The organism is Variovorax sp. 01N429 (assembly GCF_056399425.1).
On record NZ_JBFTRG010000004.1, the window covers coordinates 1 to 15,813 of the forward strand.

A 15,813-nucleotide genomic window follows, 5' to 3' on the forward strand; every position below is an offset into this window, starting at 1 on the left:
GATGCAGGGTCCATCCCTGCCTCCATCGCTCCCACATCAATGCCTTCTGGCTGTCCGTGTAGTAGGTTCGCGTCCGGTAAGCCATCTGCAACACTCCTTCTGCCTACGGCAGTCATCAGTGGGTTGCATCGACCGGTTGAATCCGCAACCAATTGCCGCCCTTCACCTTCTCTACCGCTCCGTGAAGTCACGGTTTGACGCCGGTTCCGGTCATTCCAAAGCGACGGCTTCCCCTTGCACCAGCACATGCTCGGCCCCCTGCGAAACTCGAGCGGATAGGCTCTTTCAGTGAGCGACGAGAAATAGCCGAGAACGGCGTGACCCGGCACGCGAGTCTCGTCGTTCGAGCCCTGCTCGAGTGGCACCAGTTCGGAAGGATGCTTGGGGACACCGCGCGCGCCGAGGTAAAGCGGGCTCGCACACGTGACCCAAGCGAGGTCGGCAATTCTTCGGCCCACGAGCGACGTCAAGGGCGTCATATTCACAGTACAGAAGGCGCTCCCGCTGCTCGACAGGGCGGTCAACGGCGCATCCGTCATCCTGGCCGACTGGAGCACGAGCAGCACAGGAACTGCGAACTTCAGCATATACAGCGCAACCAAGGCCGCGGTCCGCAACCTCGCACGCAGTTGGGTGATGGACCTCAAGGGTCGCGCGATTCGCGTCAACACGCTCTCGCCAGGACCGATCCACACGCCCGGTCTGGTCGAACTCGCCGGGCCCGACCCTCTGCAGCAGCACGGTCTGCTCGAACACCTGACTTCGCATTCCCATCGGGCGCATCGGGCGACCCGAAGATGTCGCCAGGGCTGCGGTGTTCCTTGCCTCGGATGACTCGTCGTTCATTACCGGCATCGAGTTGTTTGCCGAAGGCGGCATCGCGCAAGTTTGAGCGTCGAAGCGATCTCCGACGCGCCGCAGCGGACGCCGGCGATAGCAAGGACGCCCGTTCTTTTTGAGATAGGTTTCGGATTCGGATACGGCAAACCGCTGCGTACGCCACCCATCGGGATATCGGATAGGCCCGGAGGAACGGCGGCCCTATCCGAAGGGAGAGATGACAGATGAATGGAGGCAGCGGCGGACGTTCCGATCAACCTGTCGGTCAAAGGTCAATCACGATGTCACTCTGAGGATGCGAACAACAGATGAGCACATTGCCTTGGGCTGGCGGGTCGAGAGGATCAGGCGCGTACGCAACCGACCCGCTGATCAGTCCGCTTTCGCAGTTATGGCAGACACCGGTGCGGCACGACCAGCGGACGGGCACGTCGCAGGCTTCCGCCAGTTCAAGGAGGTTCTGATCCTTCGCTGGACGCCAGCGGACCGTCAATCCGCTGCGTGCAAAGGACACCAAAGGGCCCGCGCCAACATCCCCAGTTGGCTGATGCGGCACGGGTACCGACCTGACGGCGATGCCGGGCGTCATGGAAGGTCCACCCGAAAACGTTTCGGAATGGATTCGCTTTGCGGCGATGCCCCAACTGATCAACGCCGCCTGCAGGTCGCTGAGTAAGCTTGCGGGCCCGCAGAGATAGAAGTCACCGTTGCGAGGGACGCCTAGTCCGTCGAACTCCTTGACCGCAATACGGCCGGTCGCGTCGTGGTTCCGCCCTTCACGATCGTCGGCGTCGGGACAGCTGTACCAGATGCGACTTCTCCCACGCGCCAGCAAGCCCAGAAGTCGTCGCACTTCCTGAGCAAAGGGATGCGACCTGCCGTTGCGGGCGCTGTGCAGCCACCAAACTTCACGCGGTGAAGCGTCGTCGCCCAATCCGTGCAGCATGGCCAGGACTGGCGTCGCCCCAATTCCGGCGCTGAGAAGAACCACCGGCCCATCTCCAGGCTGCAAGGTGAAGGCGCCTCTGGGCTCGCTCACGTCGAGGATGTCGCCTGCTGCAACGCTGCCGTTCAGGTACCTTCCTGCAGCGCCGTCGGGCTCGACCTTCACGCTAATGCGATAGCTCTCGACAGAAGGTGGCCCTGAAAGCGAATAGCTGCGAAAGAGCAAGGCCTCGTCGCGCCCTGCGCGCAACCGGATGACGACGAACTGACCGGCCAGCGGCTTGGCAAGTCGGCTGCCATCCGCCGGCACGAGGGTCAAGGAGAGCACGTCTGCGCTTTCATGAACGACGTGCGTTACGCGCAGTGGCCGAAAGCCAGGCGCGGCAGTTTGTGCGGCGGCGGCCGGAATCAGGCCGGCGTTTCCTGTCGCGCCGGGGTACGCCTGCTCGCTTCGCAGCAGCTTCTCGAAGGACCATCGCCAGCCTGGGGACAAGGCTGGAATACGCAGCACACTCTGGAGCCGATCCTCGGGATGGTGACCCGAATAGAGCAATGCATTCACCTCCGCAACGGTCATACGCTCCGGTTCGCGATGGAGCATACGGATCGGGTCGCCGGCACCGACTTCACCCTCCTCCACCACGCGCATGTAGAAGCCGGGCCGCCCGCTGGAAGTCAGCAGCGCCGCCATTTGCGGTTCGTTCGTGCGAATCCCGACGCGGTAGCAGGTCACCCGGGGCTGGGTGACCTCGAAAAGTGCTGTCCCGATCCGATAGCGGTCGCCGATGCACACCTCGTCGTCTGGAAGTCCGTCGACCGTGAAGTTCTCGCCAAACTGGCCGTGCGTGAAATCGTCGCGGTTCAGCCGTTGTTCCCAGTAGCGATACGACTCGAGCTGATAAACGAAGACGGCGCGCTGCTCGCCGCCGTGGCCGGCGAGATCACCTTGTCCGTCGCCCTCGACATTGAGCGTCAGGACGCGCCGGCGGCCATCTACAGGCTCTTTCCATATGCCCGTGTGCACGACCCTTCCACGCCATTCGATGTCACGCGGAAGACCCACGCAGACTGAGAGCAACTGGGCCATTGACATACCTCCGGACTCTGAATGAATGCATCTTGAGATTGCCCTTGGGTCCGGCCGATGAAACCAGAGGATGCCGGCCTTGCCCATTGCACCAAGGTCCCAATCACGACTGACACCTTAGTCCAATGGATCAATTTCGTCGAATCTGTTGTGATCCGATGTCGCCCGGCAAGAGAGCAAGAGGAACATCAATGTCTGACACACGCAATCTTCTCCGGCGCTCGTTCCTGGGCACCGCGGCCATCGGAGTGGCTGCTTCTCAATGGGCCCCGGGCAGGCCTGTTTACGCGCAGCCCTCCCCCGCGGCGAACCCGCGTGCAACAGCGCTACGTCGACCGGCATCACAAACGCGACTCGAAACACTTAGGAATATCGATGCCGGCGATCTGAATATTGGGTACTTCGAGGCAGGTCCGGCCAACGGCATGACCGTCATTCTTCTGCACGGCTGGCCCTACGATATTCATACCTATGCCGACGTTGCGCCATCCCTCGCCGCGGCGGGCTACCGCGTGATCGTTCCCTACCTGCGCGGATACGGTACCACCCGATTTCTTTCGAGCGACACGGTTCGCAATGGTCAACAGGCTGTCATCGCGGTCGACATCATCGCATTCATGGATGCCCTCAAGATCGAAAAGGCCACCGTCGCCGGATGCGACTGGGGGGCGCGGACGGCCTGCATCATGGCTGCACTGTGGCCCGCTCGCGTGAACGCACTGGTGTCCGTCAGCGGCTACCTGATCGGCAGCCAGGAAGCAGGCAGGATGCCTTTGCCGCCACAGGCCGAACTGCAATGGTGGTACCAGTACTACTTCGCCACAGAGCGCGGGCGTGCAGGCTACGACCAGAATCGTCACGACTTCGCCAAGTTGATCTGGCAGAGTGCTTCGCCCAAATGGGCTTTCGACGACGCCACGTTCGAGCGCAGCGCGCAGGCCCTCGTCAATGCCGATCACGTGAGCATCGTGGTCCACAACTACAGGTGGAGACTGGGCTTGGCGGAAGGCGAGGCGAAGTACTCCGAACTTGAAGCGCAGTTGTCAAAAGGACCGGTCATTGCAGTTCCGACCATCACGCTAGAAGGCGATGCGAATGGCGCGCCTCACCCTGAATCGAGCAGCTATGCCATGAAGTTCTCGGGCCCCTACGCACATCGGCTCATCAAGGGCGGCATCGGACACAACTTGCCCCAGGAAGCACCCGAAGCATTCGTAGCAGCAGTGGTGGACGTCGGGCGCTTTTGAAAGGAGATGGTCGACGGCCGTGAACCACGACTCCCGGATGCTGACAAGGAACCCGACGACGTCGGTCGGTATCGAGGAAACGCGCCCCACATCGGGGAACTCTTTGAGGTACATCTTTCAGAACGCGGCGCACTCCAGACGATTCCTGCAGTCGGTGGGATGGCATTGACCGTGTTGCGCATCGCCATGTTGACGCCTAGGAAGCACTCATTCCGGCCCATCTCATGAGGAGTCTCACAGCATTCGGACATCGCGTGAGCGATGATGGCGCCTCAGTTCGTCAACCCGCGCATGTCAAGACCAACAAGAATGACGCGCTCGATGCGGAGGCAATCTGCGAGGCCGTCTTGCGACCGAACATGCGATTCGTTCCGGCGAAGTCAACCGAGCAGCAGTCTGGCGCTGCACACGGCGCGCGAGAGCTTTGTCCGTGCACGCAGCGCCCAGGCCAACCAGATCCCCTGCTGCTTGAGTTTGGACTGATCGTTCCCCAAGGCATCCGTCATGTCTGCGAGAGGATTCCAGAGTTGATCGAGGATGCCGGCAAAACGAACTGCCCGGACGCTTCAGGCTGCTGATTGATCGGCTGCTGCAGCACCTCAAGGAATTGGACCGGCAGGTGCGTGAACTCGAGAGGGAGATCGAGGTATGGCATCGCGGCAACGAGGTCAGCCTTCGCCTGGACGATTCCAAGCATCGGCCCCAGCACCGCAAGCGCGCCGGTGGCCAGCGCCGGCGACTCCAGCAACTTCAAGAACGCGCGCCAGTCCGCAGCATGGATCGGCTCGGTGCCGCATCAAAACTCCCGCGGAGGCAAGACACAGCTGCTGGGGACCTGAGTTCCTCAAGGTTGTCTCACCTGGTTACCCAAGGAAATCAACAGCTTGCGAGCGCCGTTTTCAAAGTTGCGCCGGTCGGCTTTTCAAAGTTGTTGGCCCGGGAATCTGACATAAAACGGCTGCTTCTAGGCAAGATTCGCAGACTTGACGTCTGCTGTAAGCCGGCAGCCCACAACAGACATTCACGCTTCTCATCTCTCACGCAGGACTGAAGCCCGAACGGACCGAGAAGGACCTGGAGAAAGTGCCGCCCTACGCAGTCCTCGTTGTGCTCAGGCGCGAACGTTTGAAAAACCAGATGAACGGCGTTGCTGCGAAGCGCTGCGACGGTCAGATTCAAGGCGGCGACTCGCCAGCCAAAGAGGCGCTGAAGCACATTGAAACTCGCAGACTCATCGCGCAGCGATGCACTCCACTTCGACACGAGCATTAAAGGCCAAGCCGCTTGAACCGAACGCGCTACGTGCTGGAAATTTCCCGGCTGCGAAATAGTTCTTGTAAACGTCGTTGAAAGCGTTCCATTCATTCATGTCGGCCAACATCGCGGTGCACTTCACAACATTGGCAAGCGTATATCCATGCGCCTCCAGCGATGTCTTGATGTTCTCCATGACCTGTTTGGCCTCCGGCTGAATGCCACCAGGTGGCAGCTTGAGACTGCCGGGGATGTTCCCAATCTGGCCTGATAGGTAGAGCGTCGAGCCAACTTGCACGGCCTCGGAGAACGGCAGTGTTGTGGGAAGAACCTTTCCGGAGTTCAAGTGTTTCGGAGCCGCACAGCCGCTGAGTAGAACGATCGCCAGGCCAGCAAGCGCTACGGGAAGACGACCGGCAGCGCCAAAACCGCGAGACATTGGAAGGGCTTGAAAGTGCTTGGAACTCATGGGGTACCGATCGCGGCGAGAAATTTATCGATGTCGCTCATATCGTTGAAGACGGAGGGCGAGATGCGTGCGTGATTTGCGCGCAAGGTAATTTCGATCTTCGCCGGTGCAAGGCGAGGCGCCAACTGGGATGCATTGAGATAGGCGAATGTCACGATGGCCGAGTTGGAATCGGTCGGCGTCACCACCTGAAAGCCCCTGGCCCTCAAGCCGTTCTGCAAGGCTTCGGTCATGGGCTTTCGATAGGCTTGGATCTTGTCGGGGCCTACGCTCTGAATCCAGTCGATCGATGCCGCGCAGGCAGCCTCGATCGCACTAGCCGGGAAGGACCCCATGAAATACCCGGCGACCGAGTCGATCTGAACGCTCTCGTAGGGGACGCTGCCCGGCGGGTCAAGCGGATACACATGAAGAATAGGAGCCGCGAAGTTGCGCGTCTGGCGGTAGCCATACCATGGGCGCTGAAGTTGGGGCAGAAGGCTCTTGCGCACGTATAGAAATGCGAAGCCGAAATCGCCCATGAGCCACTTGTACGTTCCGCATGCGGCGAAGTCGACCCCTGCCGCCTTGACGTCGATCGGCATGTTGCCGGCGGACTGAATCAGGTCGACGTACACGAGGGCCCCACGCGAGTGCGCCAGGTCGCAGACGGCCTTGAGGTCATGGGTGAATCCGTTGTACAGCGACACATGCGAAATCGCAACAAGCTTGGTCCCGGGCGAAATTGCCGCATCCAGGGCGGAAAGGGAGATGCGGTAGTCTGCGTCCATTGGAACGGTGATGACGTTCACTCCTCGTAGCCGATACTGCTCGTACATGTAGAAGGACCCGACGAAGTGAAGCGCGTCGGTCGCTACACGCCCACCAGACTCCGGCAACCCGAGGGCCTTGGTGACGAGGTACTCACCCATCGACGTACTAGGAACGTACGTGACCTCATCTGCGTCGGCATTGATCAGGGACGCGAACTTTGCCGTGGCCGTAGCGCTTCCACCCGCAAGCGTTGTTTTCGATTGCGCATACGACACCAGAGCATCCTTGGCATAGGTGTTCCATGGGTGATCAGCGGCTCCGTTGAGGAAGATGCGGTCAGCCACGCCAGGAAAAAGCGCCTTCGCCGGCAGCGTCGGCGTGGACGCGGGGGGCTCGGCCGCTGTTGCTGTGCCGATCGGCAGAATTCCACCTGATCCCCCGCCCCCGCCTCCGCAAGCGGTAAGTTGTCCGCCCAGTACGCCTGCAACAGACGCGCCGCCCACGGTCTTCAGCCAGCGACGCCTTGAAGTAGCGGGTGCGGTCTCGTTTTCAGAATCGCTCATAGTTGAAACTCCATGTTGAGAAAGTCAACAGATTGTTGAATCTTGGTGCGGAAGTGCCCTACAGTGGTGGGCGACCCGTCCAAGGCCGACCTGGGGGTTGAGCAAGACGTATGTCAAATTCAACACCACGTTTTATTGTTCTACAGTTTGTTGAATCGTCGATTAGGGATTCCACTCGCTATGCCCCGTTCCCCAAGCAACACAAAGACCCCGACCCCGCGGACGGCTATCGCAAAGCCCCGCCGTATCACGCGACAAACATCCAGCAGTGCCGAAGCTGCGTCTGTTCCCGCAGCGCTCAAGGAAGAGCGTCGGCGAATCATGGAAGTTCTCAAGCCCGTGGTGCACATGATGAGTTCAATGCTGGGCCCAAACACCGAGCTGGTCCTCCACGACCTCACCAATCCCGGCGCATCGGTCATCGCGATTGCGAATGGCCATGTTTCGGGTCGCGATGTTGGCAGCCCCATCCTGACCGGACCGAAGGATGACCGTGCGTTCTCTGCTGCGTTGACGGCCGCCACTCACGCAGCGCAAAGTGGTCATTCGGTCGTCGATGCTTATCCAACCCTCAGTCCACGGGGCACACCCTTGCGATCTGCGACCGTCGTCTACAGGGACGCGAAGGGCATCCCCTTTGCTGCGCTGTGCGTGAATGCCGACCTCACGGTGCTGAAGCTTGCCCACGCCTGGCTTGAGCAATCCATTCATGGCCGGCCGCCCTCGGCCGCGGCGAACGAGGTGCAAAGCGAACCGCTCGAAATGGACGCGTTGATGGGCGAGATCATTCAGTCCGCCGTTCAGAACTTTGGCAAGCCCGTGCAGTTCATGTCAAAGGACGAGAAGGTCCACGCCGTCGAAGAGATGCTCAGGCGGGGCCTTTTCATCGTCAAGGGCGCAGTGGGCCGGGCGGCAGCGGCGTTGCATATGTCACGCTTTACGATCTACAACTATCTGGAAGAGATTCGACAGCGAGAAGCCGGATAGGGCCGCCCGACACCTCAGAGCAGCGCACCCGCATCTCGCTACTTCCACTTGTCTATGCATACGGACGAAGGGTTGTAAAACTGCCATGCTTGAGACATCGGATTGGTGCGGCCGCCGACTACAACGATCTCGATCGATTTTTTCGGATAGACCTGAATCTCCTGGTCGTCCGGCGCAGTCAGATAGGACTCTGGCCAACGCTTCGTCTGGTATGAAGCGCCCTGCCCTTTGATGCCTTGCTCCATGAACGCGGTGTAGAAGTAGTCGCTTCTGAAATCTCGCGCTGTTCGGGTTGCGCGCGTCCACAGATACTCGGCTACGTCATCCTTCGTATAGCCAGCGTTGGCGAGCTTGTCGGCCACGATGGGATCGAGCAGCAGCAACGCTCCACGCGGCATCTCGAATTGGGCCAGTCCCCGCGCCATCGAGTCCAGTCCCAGCTTCACGTCCGACATGAAGCGCGCGAAGGGCGACAGGAAGTTCCAACCTCCGTACATGACGGTCACCACATCTTCATCGCCCGAATACCCATGGCTTTCGTGCCACGACGGCCAAGGACTTTCCTTCACGTTTTCGCTGAAAGCCAAGCTGTACTTCGTGGGGTTTCCGATGCTGCTCAGGTCGCTCACGCCCGTTTTGGAGCCCCCTAAACAGATCAAGGCCAAGCGCAAGAAGCGCCCCATGCATGCATTGACGGCGTTGCCTGTTCCGGCACCCAAGGCGTTGGCACCGACGTTCATTCCGAGCTTTGCCGCAATCGGACCGCCGACGAGAGTTGCCAACGAGAACGAGGTCGTCGATCGCACGCACGATGCGAAGGCGGGAGCGCTGACCGCTTCAACGATCGAAAGAAGAACCGGCATCTGCTGTGGGCTGCAGTTCGCCATTGCGCCCACAACCGCCACTTTCTCGACTGTGACCCGATAGCCCTCGGGGTGGAACCGTTCGACCACAATCTGTTCCGGCGACTTCGACGTGCCGTTGAGCATGCGACTGACCGCGGCTTCGGTTGGCGGAAAGATCGGCAGGCCGTCTGTCCAGTCACGACGCGTGAAGAATCGGTTCACATCTTCCAAGGTGCCGCGAAACGCGATGCGTCCTGCCCGTTGCTCGGTCCGCGAGCCGGTTGCGATTTCCGATGGCGAAAGCGGTCTGGTGAGGCCAGCGACCAATTCCGAAGCGATCTGCCTCATGGCAGGCTCAGCAATCATGTCGCAAGGATGCGGCACATGCACCCGCCTCAACGCCGGCATGCCCTCCTTCTCACACGTATGCTCGACGTCCGACCGGAACGGCTCGTCAACTACATACACGCAAGGGATGCCGCGTCTCTCCAGCTCCACGGACCAGTGCGTTCCCCACATCGAGCAAGATCCGCATGCGCCGCAACCATAGATCACCGCATCGGCTTCGGACTCAACACGCGCCCACAGCTCGGGCTCGTCGGACATATAGGTACTTTGGCGGCGGATGAACACGGAGGTCACACCAGGAGCCGCCTCAGGGAGGTACTCGGCCATCCAATTCATGAATGAATCGGCTCCTCCGATCACCTGGCTGATACAGAAGACGACTTTGCCGCTCAGGTCGCTCAGCCTTGCTTGCGGCACGGCGACGGCTCGGTGATTGGGCTCTCCCGCGGGACTGAGAACTTCGTAGCTTATTGAACGATCGACGACGACTTGGTCCATACGGTTCCTTTGGTGATGTTGGGCCTCATTCGATGCGGATTCCCGCATCCTTGATGACCTTGCCCCAGACGGCGTAGTCCTGTTGAATGATTGCCTCGAACTCCTGGGGGCTGGTGCCCGTGATTTCGACCCCGAGCGGCACAAACTGCCTTTGAACTTCCGGCGACCTGACAGCCGCCACCAGCGCCTTGTTGAGCGCAGCGACGGTCGATCGATCCATGCCCGCAGGCCCAAAGACGCCGAACCAACCTGAGATATTGAGAGCGCCGAGACCGAGTTCGACGCAATGAGGAACGTCCGGCAGCGCTTCAATTCGCGTCGATCCCGTGATGGCCAGCGCCTTCACGCGCCCTGACTTGACATGTGGAATCGCCGAAGACACCGAGTCGAAGTAGACCTGAACGATGCCGCCTTGAAGATCGCGCTGACCTTCTGAGGCGCCCTTGTACGGAATGTGATTCAGCCGAGCACCGTACAGCCGGTTCAGCATCTCGATGTAGAGATGCCCACTCGTTCCAATGCCAGCGGATGCCGCGGAAATCGGCCCTTCCGACTTGGAAAGTTCAACGAGTTCCCTCAGATCCTTTGCCTTGAGCGACGGCTGAGCGCATACGACTACCCCACTGCGAAAGAGCTGCGTGATCGGGGTGAAATCCTTGAGCGGGTCGTAGGGCAACTTGGCCAGTAGGTGCGGAACCTGGGTGTGCGTGCTGCTGATGGTCAACAGCAGCGTGTGGCCGTCTGGTGGGGCCTTGGCGACTAGGCCGGCTCCCAGGACGGTCGCGCCCCCGGGCTTGCTCTCGACCACAATTGGCGCTCCGCCGAAATGTGAGGTCAGCGTCGGACTTAGAGCCCGCGCCATAAGGTCCGCCGGCCCACCGGGCGCCGCAGGCACGATGATCCGCAGCGGACGGCCGGGAACTGGAAATTCCGATGCCCAACCGTGCGCAGCGACAAGCGCTGCACCGGCACCAAGCAGTGTTCGACGGGTAACGTTCAAGTTTGTCTCCTACGGCGTTGTCGACGTTGTCGGCGCTTGGCAATCTACGCATCGGCCAGATGCGACTTGCGAATCGCATCGATGACTGTCCCCGCATCGGCAACGGCGTTCGATACAGTGAATCGGGCCCCACGTCGAGCGTCGCCTATCGCAAATACATTCGGCACATCTGTCTGCATGCGTTCGTCCACCTCGATGTACCCGCGCGCATCGAGGCGAACCGTATGGTTCAGGAAATCCGTCGCTGGAGTGCGGCCGACCTGAACCACCAGTCCATGGGCTGCCAATGACGTCGCCGAGCCGGACGAATGGCGAAGCTGTATGAGTTCGAGCCCGCTTGACCCCGACGCGCCGCTAAGCACGGTGTCCCTGACCACGCGAATGTTGGTCGAAAGCGCCAATCGCGCTTCCAGATCAGGGCCACAGTTCAACTGCGACCCCATCTCGACCAAAGTGACGTCTGCGGCGAAGCGCGCCAGGTGCAATGCGTCCAGAGCGGCACCTTGCCCGCCGCCGCAAACAATCACGGATTGGCCTCGGTAGAAAACCGCCTCGCAGGCGGCGCAATCGATCAGGCCTCTTCCCTTGAACTGATCCAGCGACGTGGCTTCGATTTGCCGCCTCTTTCGCCCCGGTGCGAGCACCATGGAGGTGGCGGTGAGCGCGCGACCGTCGGCGAGCACCGCAGCATGAGAGCTCGAATAGCTTTCGAGTTCCTGAACCCGTCCCTCGATGAATCGAACGCCTGCAGCCTGGGCATCATCGATCAAGCGTGCAGCAAACTCAGAACCCTTCACCCTCTGTCCATCGCATGGGAAGTCATTCAGCCATTCGAGGTTTGGAAGATCGCCGCCAAGCGACCCATCAGACACCAAGGCTATCCGCAGGTCCTCGGCCGCCAGCATCCGTGCTGCGGTCAGCCCTGAGGCACCGCCTCCGATGATCACCACGTCGTGTTCCAAAAGTCGTCTCCTTGTCTGCCATTTATCTGCACTTTGCAGCTATTGTCTCGGCAAGTCAAGCTCCGCGGCCTACAATGACCGGCATGGCGACAACCCCTCTTGACAGGCGCATCAACTACAGGCTGAACCGAATCTCTGATCGTTGGAGCGCACTGGTCGTTTCCATGGCGCGGGCGAAATATCGGCTGAACCCTGCGGCGATGAAGGTGCTATCCGTCATCGCTTGCTACCAGCCTATTTCTCCGGGGGAATTGATCGAGCGCACTTCCTCGGACTCGCCAAAGGTTGCACGCAACATCGGCTATCTGACCGAGCAAGGACTGATCGAGCGCATACCCGATCAGATGGACGGACGCCGCGCCCTGGTACGTGTCACCACGAAGGGGGCGAAGGTCAATGCTGACATCGAGAAGCTGTCCAACCTCGTCGAAAAGAGAATCACCTCGGCTCTGACCGAATCAGAGCTCAAGACCTTCTACCGAATCTTGGACACCATCGAAGTCGCCGTTCATCAGCAGCTCGGGAACTCCAGTTGGATGTCCTTGGTGAACGGTGTCGAAACCGGCGACGAGTAGCTTTCACATGAGCGAGCGATTGCTCGTCTAGCAAACTGCGAACAGGAAGCGCCGCCAGTATGCACGCGGTGAGCGCAGCAGAATCCCTTGTACGGCGAGACATGACGCTGATCGCCCTCGATTGCTGATACTGCCATGCCACTCATCTGGTCGCCTTGAAGGTCTGGTTGTAGCCGACTGTAGCCGGTAGGCGCCGTTCCCCGACGCGTGGCCGCCCCCGCCGCATGAACTCGGCGGTCACCGACGGCGGACCTCCTTCGTCGCCGGTACCAAATGCTCAACGATTTAAGTTTCCTTTAAGTTCCACGACACACACTGATTTTCGGCAGCCCGCTCTTCTCCTCCTCCACCCTCCCTCAAGGGCTGCTGTTAACCCGCTCCGGCGGGTTTTTCTTTGCTCAACAGGAATGTTCAGTCGAAACGCCTCCTCATGGCCACGGGTAAGCTGCGGGCGTTCAGAGGAACGCTCTCAAATCTTGGCCAAACTTCCATGGACAGCTTGCAGACACTGCAGTCGCTCGGAATCTCGCTTCCAAGCCCTGCCTACGTCGCTGGTAGCGTTCTGTTCGGGCTCATCGGAATCGTCGCCTACCGCTACGGAAGGCGGACCGGTCGTCCACGGAGCAAATGGCTAGGTGTCGCCCTGATGTTCTATCCCTATGCGATTCCGCAAACTTGGCTGCTCTACGTCGTGGGCGTGGCCCTTTGCGTAGGGGTCTTCATCGACCGCGACTGAAGGCCCCCCTCAGCGCGGCGAACGCTCCAATTTGCGAACTGGACTTCGGTGGCAAGTGACCGGTATTGGCCCGTCAGTAACAGTTCGAGGTCGAGTCTCGTTGGTCGGTTCCCGCTGCACAATTGCCAGCCTCTACTTCTCCGGCATGGCTGAAGAATGGTGGCTGGTGATCAGCCACCGACTACCGTCCCACTTGTAGGTGTACGTGTACCGCGCCTTGACGACAGCGCCCGTCTTGGCGAAGGTGAAGGTATACAAGCCAACGTCCACGGCCGTGGTGCAACCGATCTCTATGGTTCTGGAGTCGATGCGCCCGAACGGCTTGTCTTGAAGGAAGTGCTCGAAGTAGTCTTGCTTTTGCGCCGCATTGAGACGCGGTGTGTTGGAAACGGTGGGAAGTAAAACGGATTTATCCGCGTAGTTCTCAACCACCTTGCGCGGGTCGCCGGTTTGCAATGACTGGTTCCAACGGTCAAACAGCGCGGCAACCTCCTGCTCGCTAGTTGCCCTACAGGTTTCAGTTCGTGCGGATGTGGAACCCAGTGGATTCGAGGCGCAACCGGCGAAGAGGGTGCCCGCGGCCAAAAGCGAAAACACGGCAGCTTTCCTCACGGACGCTCCTTCCTGGTCTGCAACTCGATCGCACGAAAACTGGGTGAATGCCTCACGCCTGCCGATATACCCCCAATCAGGCACGTCGGCAAGGCGGCTATCGGGCAGATGAACCCCGACATCAAATGTCGGCTCAGGCCCGGAGGCAGCGTTTGTCGATTCTCAAACTAGTTCGATCTTACCGGCGTCAGCAGTCGTATGGATGTGGGTGACAGGACTTCGACTGGCATCTTCGCGCCGACGAAGCCGACTTCTTGAAACCACCTGCGCAACCCAACTCCGCCCATGATCCGAGGCGTGCGATTGCCGTTCGCGCGGCGGTTGATCATTCCTGCGATCGCCTGTTGTTGCTCCCCAACGTAGATGTCGATCGCCTCAGCGCCGGCGCCCAGCAGCGCCTGGGCTGCAACGCCGACGTTGAAAAAGCCTTGGTTGAAATAGGCCGGGCGAAGCACGAATGTGAAGCTGCCGACGGGGCGCTCCGGCGGCGTATCCTCCACGGCGTCGCCCTTATCTGGTTGCAGCGGCAGCGCCGGCGCATGAACGCCGTCATCGACGCGCCCACCATTCCATGCCGGGTCGATCACGCGTATCAAATCGTCCTCCAGCCCTGCCAGGTTCAGATGAAACTGCCCGTAGTGCAGCAGGCCATTGTCCGGCAACGCAAGGATCTCCACTGCCGCGCCCTGAACGAGCTGCTCGCGCAGGCTCGCATGGTTGCGCACGTTTGTTGCCTGGGTGGCGCCAGGCCGCTTGTAGCCGCGCATGCGCCGCTGCAAGGGCCGCGTGGTCTTCCCGACGTACATCACCTGACCATCGCAGACGAACGCATAGAGGATGTTGCGTTGAGTGGCATGCCGGGTCAACGCATAGGTGAGTTCCTCGCCTTGCAGGAGCCAGTGACCCGCAGGCTCGAAACCGATCTCGAGCAATCGATTCATGTGTCCATTCGGTGATTGAGGGATGCAAAGTCGCTCGCGACCATATTTCGCCCGGCGTTTCGCCCGGCGGCCTTCCGTCAAGCGCGATACTGCGAGAGGAAAGGGCGACCTGGAGGCAACGAATGCTAGATGGGAATGGTCGAAGTGAGCTTGGACGTCCGAGAGGGCTGCGAGTCCGTTGCGTGCGCAAGCGCCCGCCGGGAACGTCTGTACCGACCGGGCGCAGGCAATGCCACCGCCTCTCGACTGGGGCAGCGGCGCCGCGGCGCTCCAGGTGGCGTCGGACCCGAACACGCCGGCGAGTTTCGAACCACTTCAGTTTCGCTCGATGGAGCAAGCGATTTCGCAGACGGTCACTTCTCGTCTTCTGGAATGGAGCAGCACGGATGCAACGTGTGGCCCGTCTTGCGCATCGCGCTCAGGCGGCCTTTCGGGTGCCAAGGTAAATTTCAATGAGCCGTGGGTCGGAGCGCATCTCTTGGGCGCTTCCTTGCATGAGGAACGCACCTCCTTCGAGTACGTAGGCCCAGTCCGAAATCTCCAGAGCGGCTCGCGCGTTCTGCTCTACGAGCAGCACAGTCAGTCCTGCCTCCTTGAGCTTATTGATCGCCTTCATCATCTCGGCGACGATCAGCGGCGCCAAGCCCAAACTCGGCTCGTCAAGCATGAGCAGTTTGGGCTGCCCCATCAGGGCCCGGCCCACGGCAAGCATCTGCCTCTCGCCGCCTGATAACGTGCCGGCAAGTTGCTTGCGTCTTTCCTTCAGACGAGGGAAGAGTCCGTAGACAAGATCTGTCGTGTCCCGCCACGCTGCGACCCGCAGTTCTCGAGGCCGATGGCCGCCGAGCAAGAGGTTCTCTTCGACGGTCATGGTCGTGAAGAGCTCGCGCTTCTCCGGCACCAACGAGATGCCTAGCATCACGCGTTGTTCGAGCGACAACCTGGAGATGTCCTCGCCTTCGAAGCGCTGGACGCCGTGACTTCCGATCACGCCGCTCAGCGAGTTCAGGAGCGTGGATTTCCCAGCTCCGTTGGGGCCGAGGACGGAGACGATAGTGCCTTTCGCGGCAGTCAGGGCAAGGCCGGACAGAACCTCGGCCTTGCCATAGCCCGCGCGCAGTTGCGAAATCTCCAGAAGAGTGGTCGTCATG

General features: G+C 60.4%; 13 protein-coding genes and 2 pseudogenes. 6 read left to right on the forward strand and 9 right to left on the reverse strand.

Annotated features, from left to right (window positions below; genetic code table 11):
* Nucleotides 1-462: 462 nt before the first annotated feature.
* Nucleotides 463-892, forward strand: a pseudogene (locus AC1DSF_RS08300) (SDR family oxidoreductase); the annotation flags it as partial.
* Between the two features lie 213 nt (nt 893-1,105).
* On the opposite strand, the gene AC1DSF_RS08305 reads toward AC1DSF_RS08300, so the two are convergent.
* On the reverse strand, nt 1,106-2,872 hold the full coding sequence (locus AC1DSF_RS08305) for an MOSC domain-containing protein (RefSeq protein WP_478182596.1): 1,767 nt from the start codon (nt 2,870-2,872) through the stop codon (nt 1,106-1,108).
* Nucleotides 2,873-3,063: 191 nt separating this feature from the next.
* Here AC1DSF_RS08305 and AC1DSF_RS08310 point away from each other — a divergent pair, with 191 nt between their 5' ends.
* Together AC1DSF_RS08310 and AC1DSF_RS08315 are read left to right on the forward strand one after the other, a co-directional pair.
* The gene (locus AC1DSF_RS08310; protein ID WP_478182597.1) at nt 3,064-4,119 is read left to right on the forward strand and encodes an alpha/beta fold hydrolase; all 1,056 of its coding nucleotides are present in this window, start codon (nt 3,064-3,066) and stop codon (nt 4,117-4,119) included.
* A 261-nt stretch (nt 4,120-4,380) separates the two neighbouring features.
* A pseudogene (locus AC1DSF_RS08315) lies at nt 4,381-4,952 on the forward strand (IS110 family RNA-guided transposase); the annotation flags it as partial.
* 398 nt (nt 4,953-5,350) lie between these two features.
* Here AC1DSF_RS08315 and AC1DSF_RS08320 read toward each other — a convergent pair.
* Together AC1DSF_RS08320 and AC1DSF_RS08325 are read right to left on the reverse strand one after the other, a co-directional pair.
* A complete protein-coding gene (locus AC1DSF_RS08320) occupies nt 5,351-5,842 on the reverse strand; it encodes a RidA family protein (RefSeq protein ID WP_478182598.1) in 492 nt (163 codons plus the stop codon).
* Nucleotides 5,839-7,158 carry an aminotransferase class V-fold PLP-dependent enzyme gene (locus AC1DSF_RS08325; protein WP_478182599.1) on the reverse strand — a complete coding sequence of 440 codons (1,320 nt, stop codon included), beginning with the start codon at nt 7,156-7,158 and terminating at the stop codon, nt 5,839-5,841. The genes AC1DSF_RS08320 and AC1DSF_RS08325 overlap by 4 nt, the downstream gene beginning before the upstream one ends.
* A 66-nt stretch (nt 7,159-7,224) precedes the next feature.
* Here AC1DSF_RS08325 and AC1DSF_RS08330 point away from each other — a divergent pair, with 66 nt between their 5' ends.
* Nucleotides 7,225-8,145 carry a helix-turn-helix transcriptional regulator gene (locus AC1DSF_RS08330; protein ID WP_478182600.1) on the forward strand — a complete coding sequence of 307 codons (921 nt, stop codon included), beginning with the start codon at nt 7,225-7,227 and terminating at the stop codon, nt 8,143-8,145.
* 38 nt (nt 8,146-8,183) lie between these two features.
* Here the strand turns inward: AC1DSF_RS08330 and AC1DSF_RS08335 are convergent, their stop codons facing one another.
* The 3 genes from AC1DSF_RS08335 to AC1DSF_RS08345 are packed head-to-tail and all read right to left on the reverse strand — an operon-like array spanning nt 8,184 to nt 11,798.
* The gene (locus AC1DSF_RS08335; RefSeq protein WP_478182601.1) at nt 8,184-9,884 is read right to left on the reverse strand and encodes a UGSC family (seleno)protein; all 1,701 of its coding nucleotides are present in this window, start codon (nt 9,882-9,884) and stop codon (nt 8,184-8,186) included.
* Nucleotides 9,862-10,836: a Bug family tripartite tricarboxylate transporter substrate binding protein gene (locus AC1DSF_RS08340; protein ID WP_478182602.1), complete on the reverse strand. Its 975-nt coding sequence runs from the start codon at nt 10,834-10,836 to the stop codon at nt 9,862-9,864. The genes AC1DSF_RS08335 and AC1DSF_RS08340 overlap by 23 nt, the downstream gene beginning before the upstream one ends.
* A 44-nt stretch (nt 10,837-10,880) precedes the next feature.
* Entirely contained in the window at nt 10,881-11,798 is a 918-nt protein-coding gene (locus AC1DSF_RS08345; RefSeq protein ID WP_478182603.1) for an NAD(P)/FAD-dependent oxidoreductase, read from the reverse strand.
* Nucleotides 11,799-11,809: 11 nt separating this feature from the next.
* Between AC1DSF_RS08345 and AC1DSF_RS08350 the strand changes: the two genes are divergently transcribed.
* Complete coding sequence (locus tag AC1DSF_RS08350) at nt 11,810-12,373, forward strand: MarR family winged helix-turn-helix transcriptional regulator (protein ID WP_478182604.1); 564 nt, start codon at nt 11,810-11,812, stop codon at nt 12,371-12,373.
* Between the two features lie 490 nt (nt 12,374-12,863).
* Nucleotides 12,864-13,109, forward strand: a complete 246-nt coding sequence (locus AC1DSF_RS08355) for a hypothetical protein (RefSeq protein ID WP_478182605.1) — start codon at nt 12,864-12,866, stop codon at nt 13,107-13,109.
* Between the two features lie 132 nt (nt 13,110-13,241).
* Here the strand turns inward: AC1DSF_RS08355 and AC1DSF_RS08360 are convergent, their stop codons facing one another.
* From AC1DSF_RS08360 to AC1DSF_RS08370, 3 genes are all read right to left on the reverse strand, one after another.
* The gene (locus AC1DSF_RS08360) at nt 13,242-13,706 is read right to left on the reverse strand and encodes an SgcJ/EcaC family oxidoreductase (protein ID WP_478182606.1); all 465 of its coding nucleotides are present in this window, start codon (nt 13,704-13,706) and stop codon (nt 13,242-13,244) included.
* 182 nt (nt 13,707-13,888) lie between these two features.
* Nucleotides 13,889-14,662, reverse strand: a complete 774-nt coding sequence (locus tag AC1DSF_RS08365; protein WP_478182607.1) for a GIY-YIG nuclease family protein — start codon at nt 14,660-14,662, stop codon at nt 13,889-13,891.
* A 418-nt stretch (nt 14,663-15,080) separates the two neighbouring features.
* Nucleotides 15,081-15,812, reverse strand: coding sequence for an ABC transporter ATP-binding protein (locus tag AC1DSF_RS08370; RefSeq protein WP_478182608.1), 732 nt, complete (start codon nt 15,810-15,812; stop codon nt 15,081-15,083).
* Nucleotide 15,813 lies beyond the last annotated feature (1 nt).

Bases quoted from the DNA above. Each gene is read 5' to 3' on its own strand.
- AC1DSF_RS08305 (WP_478182596.1), bottom strand. From the start codon at position 2,872: ATGGCCCAGTTGCTCTCAGTCTGCGTGGGTCTTCCGCGTGACATCGAA.
- AC1DSF_RS08310 (WP_478182597.1), top strand. From the start codon at position 3,064: ATGTCTGACACACGCAATCTTCTCCGGCGCTCGTTCCTGGGCACCGCG.
- AC1DSF_RS08320 (WP_478182598.1), bottom strand. From the start codon at position 5,842: ATGAGTTCCAAGCACTTTCAAGCCCTTCCAATGTCTCGCGGTTTTGGC.
- AC1DSF_RS08325 (WP_478182599.1), bottom strand. From the start codon at position 7,158: ATGAGCGATTCTGAAAACGAGACCGCACCCGCTACTTCAAGGCGTCGC.
- AC1DSF_RS08335 (WP_478182601.1), bottom strand. From the start codon at position 9,884: ATGCGGGAATCCGCATCGAATGAGGCCCAACATCACCAAAGGAACCGT.
- AC1DSF_RS08355 (WP_478182605.1), top strand. From the start codon at position 12,864: ATGGACAGCTTGCAGACACTGCAGTCGCTCGGAATCTCGCTTCCAAGC.
- AC1DSF_RS08365 (WP_478182607.1), bottom strand. From the start codon at position 14,662: ATGAATCGATTGCTCGAGATCGGTTTCGAGCCTGCGGGTCACTGGCTC.
- AC1DSF_RS08370 (WP_478182608.1), bottom strand. From the start codon at position 15,812: ATGACGACCACTCTTCTGGAGATTTCGCAACTGCGCGCGGGCTATGGC.